The sequence below is a fragment of the Bacillus sp. BACIII genome, assembly GCF_057836745.1.
The window spans coordinates 3616504-3642364 of the sequence record NZ_CM174437.1; the positions used below are offsets into that span (position 1 = coordinate 3616504).

General features: G+C 46.1%; 23 protein-coding genes and 1 pseudogene. 9 read left to right on the forward strand and 15 right to left on the reverse strand.

Going from position 1 to position 25861, the window contains the following annotated elements; genetic code table 11:
• Positions 1–104 precede the first annotated feature (104 nt).
• Entirely contained in the window at positions 105–299 is a 195-nt protein-coding gene (locus tag ACXN9U_RS17860) for a YwbE family protein (protein WP_060963961.1), read from the forward strand.
• Positions 300–338: 39 nt separating this feature from the next.
• On the opposite strand, the gene ACXN9U_RS17865 is transcribed toward ACXN9U_RS17860, so the two are convergent.
• A complete protein-coding gene (locus tag ACXN9U_RS17865) occupies positions 339–1526 on the reverse strand; it encodes a class I SAM-dependent rRNA methyltransferase (protein WP_060963960.1) in 1188 nt (395 codons plus the stop codon).
• Between the two features lie 85 nt (positions 1527–1611).
• Between ACXN9U_RS17865 and glxA the strand changes: the two genes are divergently transcribed.
• Positions 1612–1995: a glyoxalase GlxA gene (gene glxA, locus ACXN9U_RS17870; RefSeq protein WP_032875731.1), complete on the forward strand. Its 384-nt coding sequence runs from the start codon at positions 1612–1614 to the stop codon at positions 1993–1995.
• A gap of 27 nt (positions 1996–2022) precedes the next feature.
• Here the strand turns inward: glxA and celB (ACXN9U_RS17875) are convergent, their stop codons facing one another.
• The gene (celB, locus tag ACXN9U_RS17875) at positions 2023–3357 is read right to left on the reverse strand and encodes a PTS cellobiose transporter subunit IIC (protein ID WP_060963959.1); all 1335 of its coding nucleotides are present in this window, start codon (positions 3355–3357) and stop codon (positions 2023–2025) included.
• A gap of 162 nt (positions 3358–3519) precedes the next feature.
• On the opposite strand from celB (ACXN9U_RS17875), the gene ACXN9U_RS17880 reads away from it, so the two are divergent.
• Positions 3520–5268: a S8 family peptidase gene (locus tag ACXN9U_RS17880; protein WP_060965096.1), complete on the forward strand. Its 1749-nt coding sequence runs from the start codon at positions 3520–3522 to the stop codon at positions 5266–5268.
• A 53-nt stretch (positions 5269–5321) separates the two neighbouring features.
• On the opposite strand, the gene ACXN9U_RS17885 is transcribed toward ACXN9U_RS17880, so the two are convergent.
• The 3 genes from ACXN9U_RS17885 to ACXN9U_RS17895 form a co-directional block, all read right to left on the reverse strand.
• Positions 5322–6182: a glycosyltransferase family 8 protein gene (locus tag ACXN9U_RS17885; protein ID WP_489201994.1), complete on the reverse strand. Its 861-nt coding sequence runs from the start codon at positions 6180–6182 to the stop codon at positions 5322–5324.
• A gap of 278 nt (positions 6183–6460) precedes the next feature.
• Positions 6461–7093 (reverse strand): GTP pyrophosphokinase YwaC, encoded by a 633-nt coding sequence (gene ywaC / locus ACXN9U_RS17890; RefSeq protein WP_060963957.1) that lies wholly within the window; start codon positions 7091–7093, stop codon positions 6461–6463.
• Between the two features lie 121 nt (positions 7094–7214).
• Positions 7215–8156: a 1,4-dihydroxy-2-naphthoate polyprenyltransferase gene (locus tag ACXN9U_RS17895; protein ID WP_047475954.1), complete on the reverse strand. Its 942-nt coding sequence runs from the start codon at positions 8154–8156 to the stop codon at positions 7215–7217.
• 442 nt (positions 8157–8598) lie between these two features.
• On the opposite strand from ACXN9U_RS17895, the gene ACXN9U_RS17900 reads away from it, so the two are divergent.
• The 6 genes from ACXN9U_RS17900 to ACXN9U_RS17925 all read left to right on the forward strand — a co-directional run bounded on the left by ACXN9U_RS17900 (position 8599) and on the right by ACXN9U_RS17925 (position 14149).
• Positions 8599–8748, forward strand: coding sequence for a teichoic acid D-Ala incorporation-associated protein DltX (locus ACXN9U_RS17900; protein WP_013354059.1), 150 nt, complete (start codon positions 8599–8601; stop codon positions 8746–8748).
• 15 nt (positions 8749–8763) lie between these two features.
• Positions 8764–10275, forward strand: coding sequence for a D-alanine--poly(phosphoribitol) ligase subunit DltA (dltA, locus tag ACXN9U_RS17905; protein WP_060963956.1), 1512 nt, complete (start codon positions 8764–8766; stop codon positions 10273–10275).
• Positions 10272–11453: a D-alanyl-lipoteichoic acid biosynthesis protein DltB gene (gene dltB / locus ACXN9U_RS17910; protein WP_060963955.1), complete on the forward strand. Its 1182-nt coding sequence runs from the start codon at positions 10272–10274 to the stop codon at positions 11451–11453. The genes dltA and dltB overlap by 4 nt, the downstream gene beginning before the upstream one ends.
• A gap of 16 nt (positions 11454–11469) precedes the next feature.
• Positions 11470–11706: a D-alanine--poly(phosphoribitol) ligase subunit 2 gene (gene dltC, locus ACXN9U_RS17915; protein ID WP_003150875.1), complete on the forward strand. Its 237-nt coding sequence runs from the start codon at positions 11470–11472 to the stop codon at positions 11704–11706.
• Positions 11707–12885, forward strand: coding sequence for a D-alanyl-lipoteichoic acid biosynthesis protein DltD (dltD, locus tag ACXN9U_RS17920; protein WP_060963954.1), 1179 nt, complete (start codon positions 11707–11709; stop codon positions 12883–12885).
• 184 nt (positions 12886–13069) lie between these two features.
• On the forward strand, positions 13070–14149 hold the full coding sequence (locus tag ACXN9U_RS17925; RefSeq protein ID WP_060963953.1) for a branched-chain amino acid aminotransferase: 1080 nt from the start codon (positions 13070–13072) through the stop codon (positions 14147–14149).
• A gap of 20 nt (positions 14150–14169) precedes the next feature.
• Here ACXN9U_RS17925 and ACXN9U_RS17930 read toward each other — a convergent pair whose 3' ends face one another.
• The 10 genes and pseudogenes from ACXN9U_RS17930 to licB form a co-directional block, all read right to left on the reverse strand.
• Positions 14170–15537, reverse strand: coding sequence for a purine-cytosine permease family protein (locus tag ACXN9U_RS17930; protein ID WP_060963952.1), 1368 nt, complete (start codon positions 15535–15537; stop codon positions 14170–14172).
• A 4-nt stretch (positions 15538–15541) separates the two neighbouring features.
• Complete coding sequence (locus tag ACXN9U_RS17935; protein ID WP_060965095.1) at positions 15542–17023, reverse strand: aldehyde dehydrogenase family protein; 1482 nt, start codon at positions 17021–17023, stop codon at positions 15542–15544.
• Between the two features lie 26 nt (positions 17024–17049).
• Positions 17050–18459 carry a sodium:solute symporter family protein gene (locus ACXN9U_RS17940; RefSeq protein ID WP_060963951.1) on the reverse strand — a complete coding sequence of 470 codons (1410 nt, stop codon included), beginning with the start codon at positions 18457–18459 and terminating at the stop codon, positions 17050–17052.
• A gap of 50 nt (positions 18460–18509) precedes the next feature.
• Positions 18510–19490 carry an agmatinase gene (speB, locus tag ACXN9U_RS17945; RefSeq protein WP_489201995.1) on the reverse strand — a complete coding sequence of 327 codons (981 nt, stop codon included), beginning with the start codon at positions 19488–19490 and terminating at the stop codon, positions 18510–18512.
• A gap of 146 nt (positions 19491–19636) precedes the next feature.
• A complete protein-coding gene (locus tag ACXN9U_RS17950) occupies positions 19637–21037 on the reverse strand; it encodes a sigma-54 interaction domain-containing protein (RefSeq protein WP_060965094.1) in 1401 nt (466 codons plus the stop codon).
• Positions 21038–21121: 84 nt separating this feature from the next.
• Positions 21122–22366: pseudogene (gene celB / locus ACXN9U_RS17955) on the reverse strand (PTS cellobiose transporter subunit IIC); the annotation flags it as partial.
• A gap of 133 nt (positions 22367–22499) precedes the next feature.
• Positions 22500–23828 carry a 6-phospho-beta-glucosidase LicH gene (licH, locus tag ACXN9U_RS17960; RefSeq protein ID WP_060963949.1) on the reverse strand — a complete coding sequence of 443 codons (1329 nt, stop codon included), beginning with the start codon at positions 23826–23828 and terminating at the stop codon, positions 22500–22502.
• A complete protein-coding gene (gene licA / locus ACXN9U_RS17965) occupies positions 23825–24157 on the reverse strand; it encodes a PTS lichenan transporter subunit IIA (protein WP_060963948.1) in 333 nt (110 codons plus the stop codon). Before licA ends, licH begins: the two co-directional genes overlap by 4 nt.
• 18 nt (positions 24158–24175) lie before the next feature.
• Positions 24176–25534: a PTS cellobiose transporter subunit IIC gene (gene celB / locus ACXN9U_RS17970; RefSeq protein ID WP_101605352.1), complete on the reverse strand. Its 1359-nt coding sequence runs from the start codon at positions 25532–25534 to the stop codon at positions 24176–24178.
• A gap of 15 nt (positions 25535–25549) precedes the next feature.
• On the reverse strand, positions 25550–25858 hold the full coding sequence (gene licB, locus ACXN9U_RS17975; protein ID WP_003150863.1) for a PTS lichenan transporter subunit IIB: 309 nt from the start codon (positions 25856–25858) through the stop codon (positions 25550–25552).
• Positions 25859–25861: the final 3 nt, after the last annotated feature.

Below are 25861 nucleotides of genomic sequence, written 5' to 3' on the forward strand. Positions count from 1 at the left end.
GTCTTTTTTATTTGCCGGAGATCAATCAGTCTGTCCTTCATAAAAAGACGAAAACACGATATGATAAGACATGAAGTGAAAAGACTGAAGAACGGATGTGTCATATGAACGGCCAGCAGCGAAATAGCATCAGAAAAGGGCTTGAAGTCGATATCGTCTTGAAAGCCGATCAGCGTTCAGGAAAGCTGACAAGAGGAATCGTGAAAGATATTTTGACGAACTCAAGCTTCCACCCGCGCGGCATTAAGGTTCGCCTGGAAGACGGGCAAATCGGCCGGGTCCAGCAGATTATTGAATAGAAAAAAAGCCGGGTCTGCATGCATGCCCGGCTTTTTTGTTTATTTTTTCCGCAAGAAAACAACTTTCAAATAGTTCCCTTCTTTAAACGCGGGAATCGTTTTGAAATCTTCCGGAAGCGTATATTCTTCCAAAATGTCGTAACGCTCGTTTGTTTCTTTGAAGGCGGTCTCTATAAAGCCTTTAAATTTCTTCATATTGAAGGCGCTGCTGTTTGTCGATGCAACGATGATGCCGTTTTTTGCGGTGATGGCGATCGTTTCCTTCAGCAGGTTTTTATAATCTTTCGCCGCGCTGAACGTCCGTTTTTTTGTACGGGCGAAAGAAGGCGGGTCAAGGATGATGAGGTCAAACGCCAGCCCTTTTTTCTCCGCATAGCCGAAGTATTTGAAAACATCCATGACTTTAATATCATGTGCTTCGTAATCAATTCCGTTGGCGCTGAACTGTTCAATCGTTTTTGCAAGGCTGCGGTTGGCGACATCGACACTGGTCGTTTTCTCAGCTCCTCCAAGCGCCGCCGCAACCGAAAATGCCCCCGTATAAGAGAATGTGTTCAGCACCCGTCTGCCGTTTGCATACTTGTCCCGAATCGCTTTGCGTACATGACGCTGGTCTAAGAAAATGCCCGTCATCGCCCCGTCGTTTAAATCCACCGCGTACTGTATGCCGTTTTCTTGGACAATGATTGGAAAGTCTCCTCTTTCACCTTTGACAAAGTCGTCGTCTTCCACGTATTGTCCGGCGGTATCAAACCGTTTCTTTTCGTAGATCGCCTTATAAGAAAGCTCCAGGCCGTCAATTGCCTCAATCAAACTGTCCTTATATGCGTAAATGCCTTTGCTGTACCACTGAATCAGCAGATAACCGTCATAGACATCAATCGTGACGCCGCCGATGCCGTCGCCTTCACCGTTGAACAGACGGAACGCCGTCGTATCGGGTGCCTTAAACAGATGGGCTCTTGCTTCAGCCGCTTTTTTCAGCTTGCCCAGAAAAAAACGTCCGTCGATTTGTTCGTCTCTCGCACGGGACAGCACCCAGCCGACTCCTTTATTCTGCAAACCGTAATAGCCTTTCCCGATAAATTCGCCCTTCTCGGATGTCACATCAAAAAGATCGCCCTCTGTTAAGTGAGCCGAGCTTCCGGACAGAGCGTCTTTTTCAATCAGGGGGAATCCTTTTTTCAGCTTTCCGGCAAATGTATCTTTCACTGTAAGTAGCTTCATTGTGCATTCCTCTTTCGTTTTGCTTTCTCTTATCGTACCATAAAACATGCATTGTCCCGAAAAATTCAAAACAGGGGGAAAAACCATGACAGCCAAAAGAATCGACCATACAGGCATTATGGTCAAAGATATTGAAACATCCATTGCTTTTTACCAAGACGTTCTCGGTATGCAGTTAAAGGATCGTATCACTCATACGAACGGCATTATTGAACTTGCCTTTCTCGGCTTTCAGGAAGGGCCTGAGACGGAGATTGAGCTGATTCAAGGCTACAGCAGCGAGCTTCCCGCAGAAGGAAAAGTGCATCATATCGCTTTATTAACTGAAGATATCGCGGCGGAATTCACGCATGCGAAGCGTCAGGGCGCCGTATTTATCGATGAAGAAATCACGACGCTTCCGAACGGGTACCGCTACTTTTACATTGAAGGACCGGACGGCGAATGGATCGAATTTTTCCAGCGTTAAAAAAAACGGGCAGAAGCGCCCGTTTTTTTATATTTCTTCTGTGACGTTTTGTTCCGCTGCCCGTTCCTCTCTCCATTTTTGAAGATCCCACATTCTGAAAAACGGATAATAAATGATAAATGTAATCAGGAGGTTGATCAGCTGCATGACCGAACCGGAGATTTTCCCGCCCGTCGCCAGATAACCGGAAATCAGCGGCGGCATCGTCCACGGCACGGCGATTCCCGCCGGTTTTGCCACCATTCCCGTGCTCATCCCGATGTACGTCGCCGTAATGGTCAAGAGCGGTGCGATGATAAAAGGCACGATTAACAGCGGATTCATGACAAGCGGCATCCCGAAAATAATCGGCTCGTTAATGTTAAAGATCGCGGGTCCGATGCCGAGCCGGCCGAGCTGTTTCATCTGTTTGCTTCTGGAGCGCACAAGCATGGTCAGCACAAGGGCCAGCGTTGCGCCGCTTCCGCCGACATTGATCCATATTTGAAAGAACTGTGTCGTAAAAATGTTCGGCAGCGCTTCTCCCGCTTGAAAAGCCAAACGGTTGACGTCCATCGCTCCGTACCAAATCGGTGACATGACCCCGCCGATAATGGAAGCGCCATGTATGCCGCACGACCAAAGGAGCATTTGCACGAATTCGGCGACAAGGCTTCCGCCGAGACTCCCGCCTAAAATAGACAGCGGAGTGCCCAGCAGGTCGCCTACGACATTGTGGAGGCTTTTAAAAGGAGTCATTTCAATAAACAGACGGGCCAGCCATACGAGCGTAATAATAATGAATCCGGGGATGAGCGCGACGAACGATTTGCTGACCGCAGGCGGCACACCGTCAGGCATCTTAATGACGATATTTCTTTGTACGATAAACCGGTACACTTCCGTAGACAGCATTGCTATGATCATCGCGACAAACAGGCCTTTGCTTCCGAGCAGCGAAATCGGAATGCCGCCCCCCACCATAATCTCTGTTGACGAGCCTTCAGGGATAAAAGGAATCTGATACGGTGTCGCCAATAAAAAGGCGGCAAGGGCAATGGCTCCCGACGACAGGGCATCCACCTCATAGCTTTCTGCGAGCCGGTAAGCAATCCCGAAGGCGGCGACAAGCGCCATAATGTCAAAGGACGCATTCACGGGATACCCGAGCTTTTCAACCCATTGTTCACCGAAAAGACCCGCCATAAAATCGGCATAACCGGGAATCGGGAGACTCGTCAGAATCAGAAAAACCGATCCGATGATAATAAGCGGCATAGTCAAAATAATGCCGTCCCGCAAAGCCCTTAAGTGCCTTTGGCCGGCGACTTTTCCGGCGACAGGCATGATTTTTTCTTCCATGACCCGATTAAACGTACTCATTTATCAAAAAACCCCCTTTTTGAGTTCATTGCGCAGATGTCTCAAAGCATTTTCTCCATCATATTTTGGAAACGCTTACATTTGCATACAGAAATTTTCCTTATCCCTCAGGAAAAAAAGAATTCCGCACTGCCGATATATAAAGAAAAAGGGGGAATCACAATGTATCACACCCTGAAACCAATCATAGCCGCGGCCTTGTGTGTCACCCTGTTCTCCGCCGCGGCACCCGCTCACGCCGAGACGCAGGACCGGGACGTTATCGTGGTCTACAAAAATAATAACGGCAAGGAATCCGCCATAGACAGCGGAGCGGATGTGGAACAGACCTATCAGCATCTTCCCGCAGTCGCCGTGTCGGCTGATTCGGAAACGGTGAAAGACCTGAAACATGATCCTGACATTTTATATGTTGAAGACAATGTATCCTTTCAGGCAGCAGGCGGTTCTGATATCCACCCGTTAACAGCGGCCTCAAGCGGCAGTTACACCCTGCCGCAATGGGATATAGAGCCCACTCAGGTCAAGCAGGCCTGGAAAGAAGGCTTGACGGGAAAAAAGGTGAGAGTGGCTGTCATTGACAGCGGCATTTACCCTCATGATGACCTGTCCATTGCGGGAGGCTATTCCGCAGTCAGCTATACCTCTTCATACAAGGATGACAACGGGCACGGTACGCATGTCGCCGGCATCATTGCCGCCAAACATGACGGATACGGCATTGACGGCATCGCGCCGGATGTCCGGTTATATGCGGTTAAAGCATTGGACAGAAAAGGTGCGGGAGATCTCAAAAGCCTTCTTAAAGCGATCGACTGGTCCATCGCCAACAAAATGGACATGATCAATATGAGTCTCGGAACTAACGCAGACAGCAAAATTCTTCACGACGCCGTCGACAAAGCATACAAAAAAGGCATTGTCATCGTAGCCGCCGCAGGAAACGACGGCAACAAAAAACCCGTCAATTATCCGGGCGCCTACAGCAGCGTAACGGCAGTCTCAGCGTCAACCGAAAAAAACGGGCTTGCGGCTTTTTCCACGACCGGAAAACAAATTGAATTTGCCGCACCCGGCACCAATATTACGAGCACGTACCTGAATCAAATGTACGCCGTGGCTGACGGCACATCTCAAGCCGCGCCGCACGTCACCGGAATGTTCGCGCTGCTCAAGCAAAAATATCCGGAAGAAACAAATACACAGCTCCGACAGCAGATGCAGCAAAACATTAAAGATCTGGGCGCTCCCGGACGTGACAGCCAATTCGGGTACGGGCTGGTGCAATATCACGCAAAGCAAAAGAGCTTTGCCGAACGGGCCGTAATAAAAGCGGAAAAAACGAAAAAGCAGGCAGATATCAATCAAGCAAAAACGGCTGTCAGCAAGCTTTCCAAGTCAAAGGGAAAAACCGCCCTCGAGTCCCGAATCAATAAAGTTCAGACAGCAAGAAATGTGACGGACGCCAAAGACAAAGTCCGGACTGCCGAAAAACAAAAGAAAAAAACCGCCGTTAATGCGGCACAAAGCGCCATCCGGAAATTACCGGCCGGATCAGAGAAAAAAGGGCTGCAAAAGCGGCTTGACGCTGTCAATTCAGGCCTTTTGAAAACTGCTGGGGCCAGCGTCAGACAGGCCGAAAAAAAGACCTCTGAGGCCAACGCCGCAAAAGCCAAAAAAGCAGTGAGCGAGCTTCAGCCGGGAAAAGAAAAAACCGCTCTGGAAAAACGGCTTGACCGGATAAAAGAGAAACTCAACCGGAAGCAGGCAAGAGACAAAGTGAAAACGGCCGAAAAAACCAAAACGAAAAAGGCAAAATCAGCGGCACAAACGGCGGTCAGCCGGCTGAAGCCGTCTGCCGAAAAGACCAGCCTGCAAAAACGCGTGCGCGCAATTCAGGTGAAACATTAAAAAAACGCTTATGAGCCGCATCATGGCTTCATAAGCGTTTTTCTTCCATCTGCCTATTGGTTCATGGCCGGGCGATCGACCGTGTTCCATTTCGTAAAGGACATATATCGGAAATAATGATCACGGTACGGGTGCGCGGTGCCTGTATTCCAAGGCTTGTCTCCGCCGCAGAAATGGACGATGGCCGGTTCGGCCCGTGTTTCTCTGTAACGTATACGGTCGATCAGTTCAGGAGGCGTTTTCTCATTCATGATAATATGCGTCTGTGCATTCCAGCGCGGATGCAGTTCATACCATTGATCATATAAGACCGCGTTAAGCGCGTCCTGATCATGAAACACGAGAAAATCCTCCGAACTGTTTTCATTGATAAAATCAATCACTTTTTTGGAAATATTCTGTTTTCTCCAAGGTTCAAAATCTATAATCATAATGCCGGAATTAAAATACTTGGCCGTGTCGCTGATATTCATTTTTTTCAGCCTTTCATGCTGTCCGGCATCTTCTACTGCCGCAACTATTGCCGGGGAAATATCCAAATCCCATAAAACCGAAATATCTTCCATCACAATTGCATCACAATCAATGTAAATCATCCGCTTTACGGACTCATCCTTAATTAAATCAGGAATGGAAATGCGGTAATAAGCCGCTTTTGTAATGTGGCTGCTTTCGACCGCATGTTTGTATTGATCAGCATCCACTTCTAAAAATTCAAGCGGTGTTCTGAATGACATCGCAGTCTGTTCAAGCTTGTCCTTGTTTTCGGCAGTAATTCCGCCGTCGATCACATATAATTTAGCATTCCTTGTTTTATCCATATTCATCAATAAAGAAGCGAACATCCCACCCAAATGACGAGCATAATTATCATCGGCACATGATACGATATGCATTGTTTCATTCTTTCCCACTGATATTCATCTCCCTTTTTGTTGTATCATTTTCTTTCCCTTTTTTTCAAAAGTAAACCTCGATCTTACACATTTTTTCTGCGGGAATGTGCTGTTGACGAGTTGATATCTTTCTTCTTTGTTTGGGGTGAGGAAAGAAAATGACCTTATCGGCGGGTTCTATGTGAACGGGGGCAAGACGATCAAGGCCGGCAGCGAAAAACGGTGAGCGTCCTTGGATAAACAAACAGCCGGACCGCTTTTATTTGCAGTCCGGCTGTTTATGATGCGCCAATCGGTTAATCGACTTCTTTCTTAATCCCAAGCATCTTTTCGTCTAAATAATGGGCGATTTCCGCCGCTTCCTTCAGCTCGTCAGTCAGATGCTTCGGGACTTCGTTATTTAATTTGTAATAAATTTTATGCTCAAGACTCGCCCAAAAATCCATGGCGATAGTGCGGATTTGGATTTCCGCCTTCACATATTCCACCCGATTCGTCAAATAGACGGGAATTTCAATAATCAAATGCAGGCTGCGGTAGCCGTTCGGCTTCGGATGTTTGATATAATCCTTCACCTTCACAATGTTCAGGTCCTTATGCTGCTTCAAAACCTCAGCGACATTATAAATATCTGATATAAAAGAACAGATGATCCTGACACCCGCGATGTCATGAATATGCTCTTTCATTTCCTGCGTCGTCACATCACAGCCTTTGCGCATCAGTTTATTGACGATACTCTCGAAACTTTTTACGCGTGATTTTGTATGCTCGATCGGGTTATGCCCGTGAATCAGATTATATTCCTGACTGATGATAGAAAACTTCGTATCCAGCTCATCTAAAGCGAATTTATAAACTAATAATTCATTTTTCCAATCTTCCATGACCGTTTTTAAATCATCCATATGGGCTGTTGACAAGTCCATTTTTTTCATCTCCTTGCTTTGCTGTCCACATATCAGACGGTTCGGTCGGCAGTCAGGTTCTTTACAAAATCGTGAAGATTATTTCATAAAAAAAGCAAATGCCGTTATGGCATTTGCCTTGTCATTTGATCAGGAAATAATTGATCAGGAGTCCGATGGAAAGCAGGAATCCGAAGAATGTATTGGTTTGCGCCGTTGATTTCATCGCAATAATCATGTTCATCGGCATTTCGTTTTTCACGAAGCCTTTCACGGCCTGAACGGGTTTCGGCACGCTCAAAAAGACCAGGAACAGCCACGGGCTTGTATATCCCATGATAACAAGACCGACGATCCAGATGTAAGCGATGGCAAAGGACGCGGCCAGTATCATGACGGCTCCCCTATGCCCCATTAAAATCGCCAGCGTTTTACGTCCGCCCTTTTTATCTTCTTCAATATCACGGATATTATTGGACAGGTTAATCGCGCCGACCAAGATGGCGATCGGGATGGAAATCAAAATGCTCTGTTCATTAATTCCGCCAGTCTGAATGAAGAAAGAAATAAGGACAAACACAGAGCCCATGCAAATGCCGGAGAACAGTTCCCCGAACGGTGTATACGCAATCGGCAGCGGGCCGCCCGTATACAGATAGCCGATCAGCATGCCGGCAAGGCCGATTGCCGCAAGCCACCAGCTGCTGCTCATGCAGATATAAACACCGAGCACGAGGGCAATCGCATAAGAGCCGAGCGCCAGCTGCAGAATCGTTTTCGGCTTCATGCCGTGGCGGACGATCGCTCCGCCGATACCGACAGAATCCGCCGTATCTAAACCGCGTTTAAAATCGTAATATTCATTGAATAAGTTCGTGGCGATCTGGATCCAAAGGCAGGAAAACAGCATGGCCAAAAACAGCAGGAAATCAACCTTTACGTAAAACATCGCCAATACGGTGCCGAGAAGTACGGGCACAAACGATGCCGTCAATGTATGAGGGCGGGTTAACTGCCATAAAATGCGGCCCATGCTTTCTTTTTCAGGCGTCTTTTGGCTGCCTCCCATATTGTTTTGATTCATTTTCCTCTTCCTTTCTATTAAAAGGCTTTCACAGTCAGCCGATAACAGTAGTGTTGAATTGGGGTTTTTATGTTTTCTGCTACCTTATCTATCATAATAATTTCTTCCCCATTTCACAAGATGCGGCGCTCCGTCAGCTTTGCTGCCGAAAACGGCTTTCCGCCCTTCCCTATTGGGGTTCGGCACAAGCCTGCGTAAGAAAAAGCCGCCGAAATTTTTTTACCTCATTTATATTTACGATAAGTTAAAAATCCCGCCTGAACATCGCTTTTTTAGTATGATCATTTGCCAATTTATACATGCGTATTTTCCATCCTTTTGTTTCTCATTCATTTTTAAGGAAATTTTAAGCTTAGGATATTAGACATATTTTGAAACTTTTTGTTAATCTAATCGTCATATACTGGTGTAATTATTGAATACGCGGGGAAGGAATTTTAACATGATGCAAAAATTAAAACGTGCTTATGAAAATACATTGGTTAAATGGACGTTTCATACGGGCTTTTATTTTCTGATATTAGTATTGCTCTTTTGGATGTATGGATTTCATACAGCCAATACCGGCACTTATATTTACAACGATTTCTAATCGGGGAGGATAACTATGAAACTACTTGATGCTATAAAAACATATGCAGACGCCAAGCCTCAGGCCGAAGCGTTTCGTTCCTTAGATCATTCCCTCACTTACGGGGAATTATGGGATTTGTCGGAGCGGGTTGCGTCCGGCATTGAAAAACATACAGCTGACGGTTCGAAAACCCCTGTCCTGGTTTACGGACATATGGAGCCGAATATGATCGTTTCTTTCTTAGGAAGCGTCAAAGCGGGCCGCCCTTACATCCCTGTCGATGTGTCCATTCCGGCAGAGCGGATCGTCAAAATTATTGAAAGCTCAGGCGCAGAGCTGCTCATCAGCGTATCGGGCGATGCAGTCGATACGGGGAGCAATCTGATTAAAACCGTTACACCCGAAGAACTTGCAGCTGACGGAGATGCAGACCTCAGCCGTGAGAACTGGGTAAAAGATCAGGACACTTTTTACATTATTTACACGTCCGGCAGCACGGGAAATCCGAAGGGCGTGCAGATATCAGCTGATAACCTGCAAAGCTTCACAGACTGGATCTGCAGGGATTTTCCTGTGGGCGAAGGCAAGACATTCTTAAACCAAGCTCCGTTTTCTTTTGATTTATCTGTCATGGACATTTTCCCGTCGCTTCAAACGGGAGGTACGCTGCACTGTGTAACGAAAGACAAAATCAATAAACCGAAAGTACTATTTGAAGAGCTGGAGAAATCCAGGCTGAATGTCTGGACATCGACGCCGTCTTTCGTCCAAATGTGTCTGATGGACCCCGGCTTTACGCAGGAACTCCTGCCTGACGCAGAAGTATTTATGTTTTGCGGAGAAGCGCTTCCGGCTGCCGTGGCACAGGAACTGTTAAACCGTTTTCCGAAGGCCCGCGTATTCAATACATACGGCCCGACCGAAACAACGGTTGCCGTCACCTCCGTGGAAATTACGCAGCAGGTCATCGATGAAAATGAATCTCTGCCCGTCGGATTTGCAAAACCCGATATGAATATCTTCATCATGGATGAAAACGGGAATAAGCTTCCGGACGGAGAAAAAGGGGAAATCATCATCGCCGGCCCGAGCGTAAGCAAAGGTTATCTCGGCGAGCCGTCTCTGACGGAAAAAGCGTTTTTCTCTGTTGACGGACAGTGGGCATATCATACGGGTGATGCCGGTTATGCTCAAGAAGGTCAGATTTTCTGCCAAGGACGCCTGGATTTCCAGATAAAGCTTCACGGCTACCGAATGGAGCTTGAGGAAATCGAAGTGCATGTAAGGCAGTCTCAATATGTACGCTCAGCGGTTGTCATCCCGTATCAGCCTAACGGACCTGTCGAATATCTAATTGCCGCCATCGTGCCTGAAAAACATGATTTCGAAAAAGAATTCCAGCTGACAAGCGCTATTAAGAAAGAGCTGGCCGCTTCGCTTCCGGCTTACATGATTCCGAGAAAATTCATTTATCAGGATCACATTCAAATGACTGCGAACGGAAAAATCGACCGTAAACGCATTGGCGAAGAGGTTCTTGTATGACGCCTTACAGCTCGTTTTTCTTTTTTATCTTACTTGGAATCCTTCTCTTGCCGACGATTATTTTAGGGCTGAACGGCAAGAGATTCCAAGGATACAACATGTTTATATCCATCATCGTATTGGCTTTGATTTTCTCGCATGATCTGCACGGCGTCATTGCATTATGTATCTTTACGCTGTGGCAGGTGCTGTTAATCAGGGGGTATCTCGCTTACAGACTGAAAGCCAACAGCGGCTTTGTCTTCAGCATGGCCGTGATCGCGTCCATTTTACCCCTGTTTTTATCTAAATTATGGCCGTTTTTCTTTCCGGCGGTGCCTCATCATCCGGTTCACAACCTGATCAGTTTCTTAGGAATTTCTTATTTGACATTTAAAGGCGTCCAGCTGATCATGGAAACGAGAGACGGGCTGATTAAAGAAAAAATGCCGCTTCACCGCCTTTTGTACTTTATTATGTTCTTCCCGACCATTTCTTCCGGTCCGATCGACAGATACCGCAGATTTGCCAAGGACGAACAGAAAGTATGGACAAAGGGAGAATACGCTGATTTACTGTATACCGGCATTCATAAAATTTTTATCGGTTTCTTGTACAAATTCATTATCGGATATGCGATTAACACATATTTCATTATGAATCTGTCTCATATCACCCACAGCAAACTGTGGAGCAATGTGCTGTACATGTACGGATACAGCTTGTACCTGTTTTTCGATTTTGCGGGCTACACGATGTTTGCCGTCGGTGTCAGCTACATTATGGGTATCAAATCTCCGGAAAACTTTAATAAGCCGTTTATCAGCAGAAACATTAAAGACTTCTGGAACCGCTGGCACATGTCCTTATCCTTTTGGTTCAGAGACTACGTATTTATGCGCTTTGTTTTCTGGATGACAAAGAAAAAATGGATAAAGAACCGGATGGCCGTCTCGAACATCGGGTATTTCCTGCTGTTCATGCTGATGGGCGTCTGGCACGGGCTCGCCCTGCAATATATTGTGTACGGCCTGTACCATGCCGTGTTAATGACGGGGTATAACTTTTTTGAGAAATGGAATAAGAAATACAAGTGGCTGCCCGCCAATCGTTTTACGGCGTTTTTAGCCATCGTCATCACATTCCATTTCGTATGTTTCGGATTTTATATTTTCTCAGGAAAACCATTTCATCACTAAAGGAGATTGAAAACACATGGAATTTAAACAGGAAGTATTAGACGTATTAGCTGAAGTTTGTCAGGAGGACGCTGTGAAAGAAAATCCTGATATTGAAATCTTTGAAGAAGGACTGCTTGATTCTTTCGGAACTGTAGAGCTGCTTGTTGCCATCGAAAACCGCTTCGGCATTACAGTGCCGATCACTGAGTTTGACCGTGACGAGTGGAATACGCCAAACAACATTGTAAACAAACTGACTGAGTTGAAGTAAATGAAAAAGCGTTTCTTTGGACCAATTATTTTAGCGTTTGTCCTGTTTGTCGGAGCTATCGCAGTTCCGGCTTCATGGCTTACGCGCTTCATTCCTGAAAAACGTGTCGAAGAGTCGGCAGCGGCCTTAAACCCTAATATGTTCCAAGGGCTCTATCTGCAAAACAAAATGTTCGAAGACTCGAAGTATCTGCCGATTTTCGGATCTTCCGAGCTTTCAAGATTAGATCAGTTTCACCCGTCCAACTATTTTCAAGTGAACAACCAAGGCTTTACGCCTTATCTTGTCGGAAAAGGCGGGGATCAATCCCTGATACACGCCGTAAACTTTGCGGCGCATTACCAGCAGCTGAAAGGCAAAAAACTGGTATTCATTGTTTCTCCTCAATGGTTTATTAAAAAAGGTTCGGATGAACAGCACTTTGCGCCGAATTTTTCATCACTTCAGGCATTGGATTTAGCATTTAATGACCAGATTGATCCCGCGGTCAAAAAGAACATGATGAAACGCATGCTTCGTTTTAAAGTCGTTCAGCATGATGCCGTCCTTTCTGAATTGTACAAAGGAATGGTCAACGGCCAATCATGGAAAGTGAAAACGGTCATGCCGGCCGCCAAGGCTTACTATTCTCTGCTTGAGAAAAAAGATCTTTATTATTCATTGGGAGAAACCGAGGGTCCTGAGCGGACGATCTCTGAAAACCTAAAAGGAAAATCGTGGTCAGAGTTAAAAACAGCCGCCGCGCAATTAGGAAAACAGAGTTCCAAGTCCAATCCCTTCTATATCGATGACACTTCTTATAAAAAAATTAAGCCGAAGTTAAAGAGAGTGAAAGGAATCAACAAAGGAAGAACATACGCCAAATCAGTCGAATATCACGACTTTGAGGATATGCTGGACATTCTGAAAGATGCCGGCGCTGAACCGATGTTCGTGGTTATTCCGGTCAACGGAAAATGGTATGACTACACCGGCTTCCCGAAAAAAGGCCGGACTGATTACTACAAAAAAGTCACAAAGCAAATTAAAGCGAAGGGCTTTCAGGTTGCCGACTTATCCGGGCACGAATATGATCCGTACTTTATGAAAGACACCATCCATATCGCCTGGAAGGGCTGGGTGTACGTCGATAAAGCGATGGAGCAGTTTTACAAAACCGGCAAAGTGACGGTTCACTGAGCACGGCGATGACCGAATACAGAAAAAACGAACACGCAGGGGGCATTCTCTCCCCTGCTTTTTATGTGATTTGATTTTTTCACAAATTTGAGGAAAACTATTGCGAATATTTGTTGAAGGTATACAATAGAATATAAATTATTTTCAAATAAGTTCGACAATAACACCAATAGGGAGACAGAACATTATGAAACAAGACATTCGTGTTGAATTGACTTCAGCCAAAAAACCTAAACCGGACCCCCATAACCTTACGTTCGGCAGAATTTTCACCGACCATATGTTTGTTATGGATTACGATGCGGATCAAGGCTGGTACGATCCGAGAATTATCCCTTATCAGCCCTTCTCAATGGATCCTGCGGCTATGGTTTATCATTACGGCCAAACCGTTTTTGAAGGGCTTAAAGCGTATGTAACGAAGGATCAGGAGCTGCTTCTGTTCAGACCGGAGAAAAATATGGAGCGCCTGAATCAGTCAAATGACCGTCTTTGCATCCCGCTCATTGATGAAGAGCTTGTTCTTGAAGGCTTGAAACAGCTCGTAGCCATCGACAAAGACTGGATTCCGAAAGCGGAAGGCACTTCCCTTTATATCCGTCCGTTTATCATTGCGACCGAGCCTTTCCTCGGTGTAGCGGCATCCCATACGTACAAGCTGTTTATCATTCTGTCGCCGGTCGGCTCTTATTACAAAGAAGGCATTAAACCGGTGAAAATCGCCGTGGAAAACGAGTTCGTGCGCGCCGTCAAAGGCGGTACGGGAAACGCGAAAACGGCCGGCAACTACGCTTCAAGCCTGAAGGCGCAGCAGGTTGCGGAGGAGAAGGGCTTTTCCCAGGTGCTATGGCTTGACGGCATTGAGAAAAAATACATAGAAGAAGTCGGCAGCATGAACATCTTTTTCAAAATCAGCGGCGAAATTGTGACGCCGGAGCTGAACGGAAGCATTCTTGAAGGAATTACGAGAAATTCCGTCATCACCCTGCTCAAACATTGGGGATTGACTGTGTCTGAGCGGAAAATTTCGATCGATGAAATCATTCAGGCGCATCGTGACGGCCGATTGGAAGAAACGTTCGGAACCGGTACGGCGGCGGTCATTTCTCCGGTCGGCGAACTGATTTGGAATGATGAAAGTCTTGTCATCGGCAGCGGTGAAACCGGAGAGATCTCGAAGAAGCTGTATGATACCATTACAGGCATTCAAAAAGGCGCCCAGCCTGATCTATTCGGCTGGACAGTAGAAGTCGATACACTGTAATAGACCTATGAAACCTCTCTTTAAGAGAGGTTTTTTTTCACCATCTCCGTCACTGCCGCCCTTCTTTCCGTTACTTTAAGCACTGCTAAGTAAAATAGCCCTGTAGCCATAAAAGTAGGAATGGTCACGCCGATCGGCAGCGGGATCACATAGGAAAAATAATAAGCGAAAACAGCGCCAAAAAGATAGGTGAAATAAACCCGTACGTGAAACCCCTTTTGATACCAATAAAACCGCTTCTCCCCTGTTAACATTTCATCCACATGATAGTGTTTTTTTCTAACAATATAGTAATCAACCAGTACAATAGCAAAGATAGGAATAAAAAGCGTACCGATCATCAGTAAAAAATTTTGAAAGTGATCGAGCAGCCATTCTTTTAATAATGAACCTCCAATGGTAATGATACCAAGAGCGATTGCAGGAAAAATGAAGCGCTGTTTGCTGAAGATAGATAGATAAGACATGACAGCACTGTATAATACCATCACATTGGTCGATAAAACAGATAAAAAAATAACAATGGCCGCAATAAAGCCGAGAATAGGATGATACTGTCCAATAATGCCCGCCATTTGGTGATCAGGCTGTTGATGTCCTAAAACCGCAAAAGCTGAAACTGCCGCTCCAAGTCCCATCGCAATGACGGTGGATAAAATATAACCGAAAAAGGTACCTGCCATCCCCGTTCGCTCATTTTTGCAATGCCGATTATAATCGCAGACGATCGGCACCCAAGTAAATGCAGTCGCGACGACAATATCAAATGCGCTTATGCCCTTGATTCCTGAAACGGCAGTTGTTTTCATTTGCAGAAATTCAATCGGATGAAACGTCATAAAGATAAACCCAAACAAAACAGCAGTTAATACCACCATAATAGCCGCTACAATCGTTTCTGCAGATTCAACGACTTTATGCCCATATAACGTGATGACAAGCACAGAAGCTTGCGTCACTATTGTGAACAGATTAATGTTGCTGTAGCCTGTTAAAAAATAAACAGCCTCATTTAAACTGGCCCCCGCCATATAAGCTTGGATCCATGACCAGCCAACTAAAATGAGAATGTTGACAGATGAAGGCAAAATACCTCCTTTTATTCCGAAAGCCGGACGCATTAACACCATCGTCGGCAATCCTGTTCGTGTTCCGATATTACCCATTAAAACCAAGGGGACAGCGCCGGCAATGGAGCCGAGCAAAATGAGCCATAATGCTTGCCAAAAGGTCATATCCGGTACAAAAAGCATCCCTGTATACATCGTCGTGACCACTATATTCGCGCCCGTCCAAATCGAGAAAGTTGAAAAGAACCCCATCGTCCTCTTCCCTGTCTCAATAGGCATGATCCCATCACTGCTAAAACCTGCCGCTTCTTCTGTCATGTCATCACCCCTTATTCAGAACAGATGGATGCCACTGATACCATTCCACAGGATTCAATTTGCTGGTGATATTGATATGTTTAGGCTCTGTAAACGAAGCGAGGCCATAAGGTCCGAGTTCTCTCCCTATCCCGCTCTGTTTTACCCCGCCCCATGGCGCTTCAAGATACGGTGTATGATAGCTATTGATCCAAATGATCCCTGCATGAAGACTTTCTGCTGTTCGCAGGGCTTTTTCTTCATTTTCTGTTAAAATACCAGCTGCCAAGCCAAATCTCGTACCGTTTGCCAAAGAGATGGCTTCATCTTCATTAGAAAATTCCTGAACCGTTATCACCGGGCCGAAAATTTCTTCCTGAACAATTTTCATCGATTGGTTTACGTCCGTGAAGACTGCCGGTGTGATATAGTAACCGGTTTGAGGAATGATCCGCTCACCTCCAGTCACGAGACGAGCCCCTTCTTCCTTCCCGGCTCTGATATAGTGTTCAATTTTTGCGAGGTGCTCCTGACTGATGACAGGCCCCATTTCCGTCTCTTCGTCACGAGGATCGCCAATTTTAATCTGTTTAGCCCTCTCTGTCAGCCTGGCTAAAAAACTGTCATACAATGAATCTTGCACGAGTATACGGGAAGCAGCGACACAGACCTGTCCCTGATTAAAATAAGACGAAAACAATGCAATATCACAAGCTGCTTCAATGTCTGCATCATCAAAGACGAGAAGCGGCGATTTACCTCCTAATTCAAGTGACACTCGCTTAAATGTGCCTGCACATTCGCGATTAATCAGTTGACCCGTTTTGGAACTTCCAGTAAACGAGACTTTCCGAACCGCTCCGTGCTTAATTAATTCTTGGCCGACAGACGAGCCATCTCCTGTTACTAAGTTGAATATGCCATCTGGGAGGCCCGCCTCTTTGACCAATTTTGCAAATGTTAAAAATGACAGCGGCGTCCATTCAGAAGGCTTGAAAACCACTGCATTCCCCGCAGCTAACGCCGGCGCCAGTTTCCAAATTCCCAATAACAGCGGAAAGTTCCACGGTACAATCAAAACGCAGACACCCATGGGGCCTTCAATCACTCGGCTGATTGAACCGTCATCCATTTCCTTGGACCACGTTTTTTTCGACTCTTGCAAATCAGCGTAATATCTTAAACAAGACACAGCATCACTGATATCTAATCTTGATTCACGAATCGGTTTACCGGTATTTTGGGTTTCGATTTCGGCAAATGTCTCTGCGGAAGCTTCCAATAGATCCGAAAGTCGGCGAAGGACTTTTATACGAAGGGATTGATTTTGAGCCCAGTCTGTTTGGACAAAAGCCCGTTCTGCACCTTGGACAGCTTCACGTGCTTGTTCTCCCGAAGCTTCTTGAATGACGGTGATAAGGCGCCCCGAAGCAGGATCAATGATTGCACGTTCTTTTCCTTCTCCTTTTATAAATTCGCCATTAATGAAAAGCTGTTCATTTTTCACATTCAATTTCGATCAGCTCCTAGCCTTTAATAATAAGGTTCAGACTTTTTAAGTGCAGCTGGTTCTTTCTTTGATGTACCAGCAAGCGAGACTGTAATCATGACGATGATACTGACAAGCAGCCCGTACACAATCGGCTCTGTCGACGACACCCCTTTGATAGCAAGACCCGCAAGGATAACTGCAGTACTGAGCAAAATCGAATAAAATGCTGCTTGTGCGGTAGCTCTTTTCCAAAAGAATCCTAAAATAATCGGGAAGAATATCGCTCCGGATAGCACAGCATACGCCACATCAAGCGCTGTCAGTACATCTTGAATCCAAATTGAAATGACGATCGTCGTGATTCCGACTGCGAACGTTGTCAACCGGGATATTTTCAAAAAATGCTGTTCGTTCATCTGAGGCGACATATATCGTTTTAAAATATCATTTACGATTAAAGTTGATGAAGCCAGCATCGTTCCTGAGGCTGTCGACATGAGTGCGGAAATGACACTTGCGATAACAACCCCTAATATGCCAGGCGGAAGCGTCGCGAGCGCCATACTTGAAAAGGCTGTTTGCGGGTCTTTCAAGTGCGGGAGAACAACATAGGCGCACATTCCGATCAAACAAACAGCAACTGCGTAAAAACAACTGTAGACCCCTGCTCCAATCGTGCCGGCCCGGGCGATTTTAGTTGTTCTTGCTGTAAAGACCCGCTGCCAGATGTCCTGCCCGACAGCCATACCTAAGCAAAACAGCAGGAAGTATTGAAAGATGGTTGACATGCCGATAGATCCTGCATCAAAATATCCTGGCGGCAATCTCTCTAAAAGCGTGCTCCAGCCTCCTGCTTTGTGGAGACTCATCGGCAGCATAATGAAGAAGATACCAACTGTCATAATCACAAATTGGATAATATCGGTCATCGTAATGGCCCACATTCCGCCAAGCAAGGTGTAAAACAGGACAATTCCTCCGCCTGTGATCATGGATAACGTTAAATTCCAGCCAAGCAGAACATTGAGAATAGTCCCCATACTGATCACCTGTGTCACCGTAACCATCAGCGTATAGATGGCAGCAACTAAAGAGCTGATCAGCCTTGTTTCCGAATTAAAACGTTTTTCAAGCACCTCACTGATGGTGAGTACTTTCAAGGCCATCATTTTTCGAATCAGAAAAACTCCGATTGCCGATATCCCCAGACCAAGCATGAAAACCATCCATATTCCTGAAAGGCCAAATTGATAGCCAAGTTTGGCGGTGCCAATTGTAGAGGCACCGCCTAATATAACAGCAGCCAGACAGGCTAAATACATCGTGAGGCCGAGATTACGCCCGGCAACGATATAATCTTCAGAAGTTTTTGCTTTTCTCGCTCCTAAAACACCTACAAAAATCAATGCAGCAAAATATAAGACAACCATCATGACATCCAGTCCATTCATAACACCAGCCCCCTTTCGAGTTGAGAATATTCAGTCATTTATGTTAAGAACTATCTCTCTTTGGCCAACCGCAGTTCAGCCTCAGCTTTCTTCTTCGCAAGGGCTGTCAGTGTGACAAACTCATAAATGATGTTAGCGGCCGCTGCTGCAGTAATTTGACCATGATCATACGCAGGAAGAACTTCTACAAGGTCAAAACCGATAAAGTCGATATCCGTCAATCCCCTGACGAAAGCCAAAGCATCATCAATACTTGCTCCAGATACCTCAGGGGTCCCTGTCCCCGGCGCATAAACAGGATCGAGAAAATCGATATCGAATGATAAGAAAACAGGTCCGCTGCCGACTCTCTGATGAATCACATCAAGCATTTTTTCAACACCAAGCTTTTTGTATTCATTCGTCGTAAACACTTCTAACCCAAGATTTTTCGCATCCATTAGATCCTCTTCACCATAAAGTCCGCCCCGCATTCCAATTTGAATGGAACGTGAGACATCGATAAGCCCTTCTTCGATCGCTCGGCGGAAAACCGTGCCGTGGTTGTATTTTTGCTCAAAATAGCTGTCCCATGTATCTGAATGCGCATCGAACTGAAGCAATGCGACTGGTCCGTAAATTTTCTTTAGGGCTCTTAATTCCCCTAGCGTAATCGAATGATCTCCGCCAATTGTAATGGGAATGATCCCTTTTTCTGCTATTGAATAAATACCTTCTTCGATTTTTTTATATGTTTCTTTAAAGTACCCAGGGACCACAGGAATATCTCCATAGTCTACTCCTGAAACATAATCAAAGATTTTAATATTTTGTTCCGGGTTATAAGGCCGTAAAAGAATGGAGAAATCTCTCACTGCTTCAGGGCCGAATCTCGCCCCTGTTCTAAAAGATTGACCGGAGTCGAACGGAATTCCCGTGATGACAAAATCCATATGCTCGTCAAGCTGTTCTCTGTAAGGCAGTCGCATAAATGTCCGCGGCCCGCAGTAGCGCGGAGATTCAAAAGAATTTTTAGGCTGATATTTTTTCATCATAAGACCTCCCAAACGTTTTTCTTTTATTTATGCAATTTCCGTGCCAATCATTTGATTCCAAGTAACGGGGGATTATAAATACGCACAATGAGTTAAAAGTGAATGAAAAGCGGTTACTTCGATTCAAAATGAATTATCTTCATTTATTTTGAATCGATCTTGTATTTTTTGAGCCTCCTGACAACCGTGGCTTGGCTGATCCCTAGTATATCTGCCATCTCATACGTTGTTTTACATTGGCGGTAGGCCCGCTTGAGCCATGCTTTCTCGACTTCTTTTAAAGCGTCCTGCAGTGTGCCCCCACTCGAATTAAATTCGAAGAGCGAGCTCCAATCATAGTCAGCCTGAGTCTTACCAGTCAAAAAACCAATATCTTTTGGATAGATCGTATTGGTGTCAGTCGTAACAATGATTCTTTCAATCATATTCTCGAGTTCTCTTACATTTCCTGGCCAATGGTACTGTAAGAATAGCGGAAACACTTCGGCATGAAAAAACTTGCTTGTCCCATATTTCTGATTGAATTTTTCCAGAAAATGCATCATCAGCTGATCAATTTCTTCTTTTCTTTCTCTTAACGGCGGAATGGTTATGGGGACGACGTTTAAGCGGTAAAATAAATCTTCACGGAATTTTCCCTGCTGAACTAACTCTTCTAAATTCTGATTTGAAGCCGAAACCAGTCGAAAATCGACATGTTTGCCTGTGATTCCGCCAATTCTTGTAACCCTTTTTTCCTGCAGAACTTTTAAGAGTTTGACCTGAATACTAAATGGGAGTTCCCCTACTTCATCAAGAAATAAAGTACCTTTTTGAGCGAGTTCAATCATGCCTGCTTTGCCTTTCTGATTTGCCCCAGTAAATGCACCGCCTTGATAACCGAACATCTCTGATTCAAACAGGTTTTCCGGGATGGCACCGCAATTCACTTCAATGAAAGGGCCCGCCTTACGATGGCTGGCCTGATGGAGGGCGCGGGCAAAAGCCGTTTTTCCTACACCGGATTCACCCAGAAGGACTACATTGGCATCACTCGCCGCAACGCGGTTCAATAATACCCAAAGTTTCTCCATTCGATCGCTATTGATGACAACCTCTCCAGAATTAGCGGTCTTATTTTTCAATTCCTGAATCTCCTTTTCATATCGCCGCATCTTGGATTGAAGCTGTTCATAATCTTCTTTCAGCCGCCTAATCTCCGTTAAATCATGCGAGAAACTGATGATTCTAAATATCTCTCCGTTTTTCATAATCGGAATTCCCGTCGCCATTACGGATTTGCCAGCAGAGGTCGTTTGCATCACTTGAATTTCCTTCTTTTCTTGAATCACTCGTGCGGTAACAGACGGAGAAAAGACCGATCTGCTTTGTAAATCAAACACCGATTTCCCAATGATCTCAGAAAGCGGCCGTCCGTAAATATCTTCACAATTACGACTTGCTTTTAAAACGATCCCTTCCCCATCTGTTATCACAATATTGTCGTTCGAAGCATTTAATATCGCCCCTAACTCTACTTCCAACACTTTCACTACTTCATTCATTAAGCAGCACCCCTTTATAGATGATTCTTTTAAGGTATCATAATTTTCAGACTTCATAATAAAAAGAGCCCTATTTGGTTTGGGCTCGTTCTTTTTCTTAGATTTTCTAAAGAATGGATAATATACGGTGAATGAGATGGCGATATTGATGATTTGCATGACAGCTCCTGATATTTCCACCCGTAGCCAGATAGCCTGAAAAGATCGGCGGCATCGTCCATGGCACAAATATTCCTGTTGGCTTTGCAACTAGGCCGGTGCTCATCCCAATGTAAATGACAGTTACCGTTAAGAGCGGCGTGATGATAAAGGGGATTAACAGCATCGGATTCCTGACAATCGGCAAACCGAAAATAATCGGTTCATTAATATTAAAGCAGGCAGGACCAAGCGCAAGATGGCTGAGCTGCTTCATTTGCTTTTGAACGAACCGCCCCGCTTCCGCCAATATTAATAAATATGTCGAAAAGTTGTTTTGTAAAAATATGCGGCAATGCTTCAGCGGCCTGAAACGCAAGTCGCTTCTCATCCATTGCACCATACCAAATCGGAAACATGATTCCGCCGACGATGCTTGCGCCATGCAAACCGCAGGACCATAAAGCATTTGTGTAAATTCAGCTATTAAACTCCCCGTCAGACTTCCGCCAAGGTTTGCCTAAAAGTTCTCCTATCACGTTGTGAAGGCTTTGAAAAGGCGTGAGTTCAATGAATGACCTTGCTGCCCAGACAACGCCAATGACTGCGAAACCTGGAATAAACGCTGTAAATGATTTGCAGACTGCAGGAGGTACGCCTATCAGGCATTTTGAAGACAATTTTCTTCTGAATAATCCACCTGTAGATTTCAGTTGAGAGCATAGCAATAACCATTGCGACAAATAGACCTTTACTGCCCATTAACGAAACAGGAATGCCGCCTGAGACAAGGACCTCCTTTGTTGACCCATCTGGTGTAAACGGAATTTGATAAGGTGTCGCCAGCAGAAATGCAGCAACTGCAATGGCTCCAGCTGAAAGAGCATCCACTTTATACTTTTCTGCCAAGCGAAAAGAAATGCCGAATGTCGCGTCGAGCGCCATGATGCCGCAGGTTGCACTGACCGGGTAAGATAATTGATCTGCCCATTGCTTACCGAATAAACCAGCCATAAAATCTGCATAACCAGGGATCGGCAAATTCGCTAAAATTAGAAACAGCGACCCAATAATAATCAGCGGCATTGTTAAGACAATGCCATCGCGGAGAGACTGCAGGTGACGCTGGCCAGCTACCCTTGCAGCTGCGGGCATGACTTTCTCTTCCAGGATTCTGTTCAATGAACTCAAGTTCGAATCCCTCCTTTATCTAATAAAGAATGAGTCGAACGCGGGGTGCAAAGTTGTTTCAATGGGGCTGGATTTAAGCGGCAGTCTGGTGAAATAAAATAGGTTCCAGCACACCCGTACTGGAACCTTTTGTTTAAGCTTCGACAGAGTTAAAAAATTTTGGAAGATATTCTTTATGCGCCTCAAGCATTTCATCGAGTATTTCTTTCGCGATCTTATCAGATGGCACAAGCGGATTGATCGTCATCGCAAGGAGCGCCGTTTGATAATCTCCCGTGACGGCTGCTTCAGCGGCCACGCGTTCAAATGATTTGATTTGCTGGACGAGCCCGCGGACGGATACCGGCAGATCACCGACGGCGATCGGTTTCGGTCCGTCTTTCGTTATGACACAGTTCACTTCGACTGCTGAGTCATTCGGGATGCTGGCGATCGCGCTGTTGTTTATCGTATTGACGGGCTGGATATCATGTTTGTCGTTATAGATGGAGCTGATCAGGTTGCAGGCCGCGTCACTGTAGTACGCTCCGCCCCGTTTCTCAAGCTGCGGCGGTTTGATGGCGAGATTCGGGTCTTTATACAGTTCGAACAGTTCTTTCTCAACCTTCTGCACGACTTCGGCGCGTGTGCCCTCCGTCTGTGACGCTTCTATTTCATGCTCGAGCATTTCTTTCGTTTTGAAATAATAGCGGTGGTAGCCGCAAGGAATCAGATCGAGCGCCTTCAGGAATTCAGGCTCCCATTCCGCTCCGGAAATGTTCTTCATCGTCATGGCGTTTTCCGGGTCTCCCATGGCTTCGATGACTTTATCCTTCACGCTGACACCGTCTAAGAAAACATCTAATCCGAAGACCATGTGATTCAGCCCGGCAAATTGCACCTCAATCCGGCTGACATCGACATCCAAGGCTTTAGCGACGCCCATTTTAATGCCGATCGGCACATTGCAGAGGCCGACGACTTTTGTGAGATTCGAGTAGCGAAGCAAGGCCTCGGTAACCATGCCGGCAGGGTTTGTGAAATTCACGAGCCATGCATTCGGACAAAGCTCTTCGATGTCTTTCGCGATTTCCAGAATAACCGGAATGGTGCGCAGCCCTTTGAATAAACCGCCCGGGCCGTTTGTCTCCTGCCCGATTACGCCGTATTTTAACGGAATCCGTTCATCTTTGGCGCGGGCCTCAAGAAGACCGACGCGGAATTGAGTTGTTACGAAATCCGCATCCTTCAAGGCTTCTCTCCGGTCAAGCGTCAGGTGAACCTCTATTGGAACCCCCGCTTTTTCGACCATGCGTTTTGCAAGCGTGCCGACGATATTGAGTTTTTTCTCGCCTTCGGGAATGTCGACGAGCCATAATTCTCTGACAGGCAGTTCATCATAGCGCTTAATGATGCCTTCCACAAGCTCCGGTGTATAGCTTGAACCTCCGCCGATCGTTACAATTTTAATTCCTTTTGTCATATTTTTGCTCCCCCTTGCAGACTCACTTTTTCATAAATCTCGACTAACTCTGCGGCCAAGTCTTTCACGGTCATGGCATTCATTAAATGGTCTTGCGCATGTACCATCAAAAGCGTCATGTCTGTTTTTTCTCCGCCGGCTTCATTTTGGATCAGTTCTGTCTGATAATGATGGGCTTCAGTCAGTTCCCTTGCGGCTTCCTGAAGCTTTTCTTCCGCCAGGGCTCTGTCTCCCTGCTTTGCGGCGGCAATGGCCTCCATTGATGCGCTTCTGCCATTGCCGCCATGCAGGATGATCTGAAAAATGGTCTGTTCCATTTTCTCATTCATGTCTTTCACTCCCTTTCTCTAAAGCACGGCTTTTTGGTCTCCCTGTACGGCTGGAGCCTGCGATTGTTCAAGTTCGTTTTCTTCTTTCAGCTTTTGCGAATCCCACATTCTGAAGAACGGATAGTACACGATAAAGGCTGCGATGATATTAATCGCCTGCATGACAGCCCCTGATATTTTTCCGCCTGTGGCCAGATAGCCGGAGAAAATCGGCGGCATCGTCCACGGGACGGCAATGCCGGCAGGTTTGGCGACGAGGCCTGTGCTCATGCCGATATAGGTAAGAGTCAGTGTGACAAGCGGTGTGATGATGAACGGGATGAGAAGCATCGGGTTCATGACGATCGGCATTCCGAAAATAATCGGCTCATTAATATTAAAGACGGCCGGCCCGATGGCGAGTTTCCCAAGCTGCTTCATCTGCTTGCTTCGCGCGCGGAGAAACATGGTGACCACGAGCGCCAGTGTCGCGCCGCTTCCTCCGATGTTGATCCAGATTTCAAAGAACTGCTGGGTGAAAATATTCGGCAGCGCATCGCCCGCCTGAAATGCAATCCGGTTGGCATCCATCGCTCCGAACCAGATCGGCGCCATGACGCCGCCGACAATGTTCGCCCCGTGTAATCCGCACGCCCACAAGAGCATTTGAACCGTTTCGGCTATCAGGCTTCCGCCGAGACTTCCCCCAAGAATCGAGAGCGGTGTCCCCAATACAACGCTTACAATATTATGAAGGCTTTCAAACGGCGTCGCTTCGACGATTAAACGCGCACCCCAGATGAGAAAGACAACGGCAAAACCGGGAATTAAAGCGACAAACGATTTGCTGACCGCCGGAGGCACGCCGTCCGGCATTTTGAAGACGAAATTCCGCTGGATGATCAGGCGGTAGATTTCCGTCGACAGCATGGCGATGATCATTGCAACAAACAGCCCTTTGCTTCCCATGAGAGAAAGCGGAATGCCGCCGCCCACCATGATTTCCTCTTTTGCGCCGGACGGCAGAAACGGAACTTTGTACGGCGTTGCCAAAAGAAACGCCGCCAGAGATATCGCACCGGCCGATAAAGCGTCCACCCCGTATTTTTCGGCCAAGCGGTAGGCGATTCCAAAAGCGGCGACAAGGCCCATGATTTCAAAGGTCGCATCAACCGGATATTGCAGTTTTTGAGACCACGCGCTTCCGAACGTCTTCGCCATGAAATCCGCGTATCCCGGAATCGGCAGGTTGCCGATGATCAGAAAAAACGAACCGATGATGATAAGCGGCATGGTGAGGATGATCCCGTCACGCAATGCTTGCAGATGCCGCTGGGAAGCAATTTTCCCGGCAATGGGCATGACTTTCTCTTCTAAAAACTGATTCACCTTATTCACACGGCCCGCCCCTTTCTACGATGCGTTTCCGAGCTGTTCTGCTGATTTCAGAACCTCCGCTCCGTTGCATGTGCCGTAATGGACGGTATTAATGACTTCAACCGGCACGCCTTTTGATTCACCCAATTTTTTCAGCTGCGGAAGCAAATAACGGACTTGAGGCCCAAGCAGCAATACGTCCGCTTTATCAATATGCTGGTTGACTGAATCGCCTGAGACAGCCCAGATTTTATATTCTTTTCCTTGTTCCTGCGCGCTTTTTTCCATCTTTGTAACGAGTAAGCTTGTTGACATCCCTGCTGCACAAACGAGTAATATATTCATGTA

What these genes read in the sequence shown, in the direction of transcription:
- licB (WP_003150863.1), bottom strand. Translation starts at nt 25,858, where the DNA reads ATGAATATATTACTCGTTTGTGCAGCAGGGATGTCAACAAGCTTACTC.
- glxA (WP_032875731.1), top strand. Translation starts at nt 1,612, where the DNA reads ATGACAGCCAAAAGAATCGACCATACAGGCATTATGGTCAAAGATATT.
- celB (WP_060963959.1), bottom strand. Translation starts at nt 3,357, where the DNA reads ATGAGTACGTTTAATCGGGTCATGGAAGAAAAAATCATGCCTGTCGCC.
- ACXN9U_RS17900 (WP_013354059.1), top strand. Translation starts at nt 8,599, where the DNA reads ATGATGCAAAAATTAAAACGTGCTTATGAAAATACATTGGTTAAATGG.
- licH (WP_060963949.1), bottom strand. Translation starts at nt 23,828, where the DNA reads ATGACAAAAGGAATTAAAATTGTAACGATCGGCGGAGGTTCAAGCTAT.
- licA (WP_060963948.1), bottom strand. Translation starts at nt 24,157, where the DNA reads ATGAATGAGAAAATGGAACAGACCATTTTTCAGATCATCCTGCATGGC.
- ACXN9U_RS17895 (WP_047475954.1), bottom strand. Translation starts at nt 8,156, where the DNA reads ATGAATCAAAACAATATGGGAGGCAGCCAAAAGACGCCTGAAAAAGAA.
- dltC (WP_003150875.1), top strand. Translation starts at nt 11,470, where the DNA reads ATGGAATTTAAACAGGAAGTATTAGACGTATTAGCTGAAGTTTGTCAG.
- ACXN9U_RS17950 (WP_060965094.1), bottom strand. Translation starts at nt 21,037, where the DNA reads ATGAATGAAGTAGTGAAAGTGTTGGAAGTAGAGTTAGGGGCGATATTA.
- ACXN9U_RS17865 (WP_060963960.1), bottom strand. Translation starts at nt 1,526, where the DNA reads ATGAAGCTACTTACAGTGAAAGATACATTTGCCGGAAAGCTGAAAAAA.
- dltD (WP_060963954.1), top strand. Translation starts at nt 11,707, where the DNA reads ATGAAAAAGCGTTTCTTTGGACCAATTATTTTAGCGTTTGTCCTGTTT.
- ACXN9U_RS17930 (WP_060963952.1), bottom strand. Translation starts at nt 15,537, where the DNA reads ATGACAGAAGAAGCGGCAGGTTTTAGCAGTGATGGGATCATGCCTATT.
- dltA (WP_060963956.1), top strand. Translation starts at nt 8,764, where the DNA reads ATGAAACTACTTGATGCTATAAAAACATATGCAGACGCCAAGCCTCAG.
- ACXN9U_RS17880 (WP_060965096.1), top strand. Translation starts at nt 3,520, where the DNA reads ATGTATCACACCCTGAAACCAATCATAGCCGCGGCCTTGTGTGTCACC.
- speB (WP_489201995.1), bottom strand. Translation starts at nt 19,490, where the DNA reads ATGAAAAAATATCAGCCTAAAAATTCTTTTGAATCTCCGCGCTACTGC.
- dltB (WP_060963955.1), top strand. Translation starts at nt 10,272, where the DNA reads ATGACGCCTTACAGCTCGTTTTTCTTTTTTATCTTACTTGGAATCCTT.
- ACXN9U_RS17940 (WP_060963951.1), bottom strand. Translation starts at nt 18,459, where the DNA reads ATGAATGGACTGGATGTCATGATGGTTGTCTTATATTTTGCTGCATTG.
- ywaC (WP_060963957.1), bottom strand. Translation starts at nt 7,093, where the DNA reads ATGGACTTGTCAACAGCCCATATGGATGATTTAAAAACGGTCATGGAA.
- ACXN9U_RS17860 (WP_060963961.1), top strand. Translation starts at nt 105, where the DNA reads ATGAACGGCCAGCAGCGAAATAGCATCAGAAAAGGGCTTGAAGTCGAT.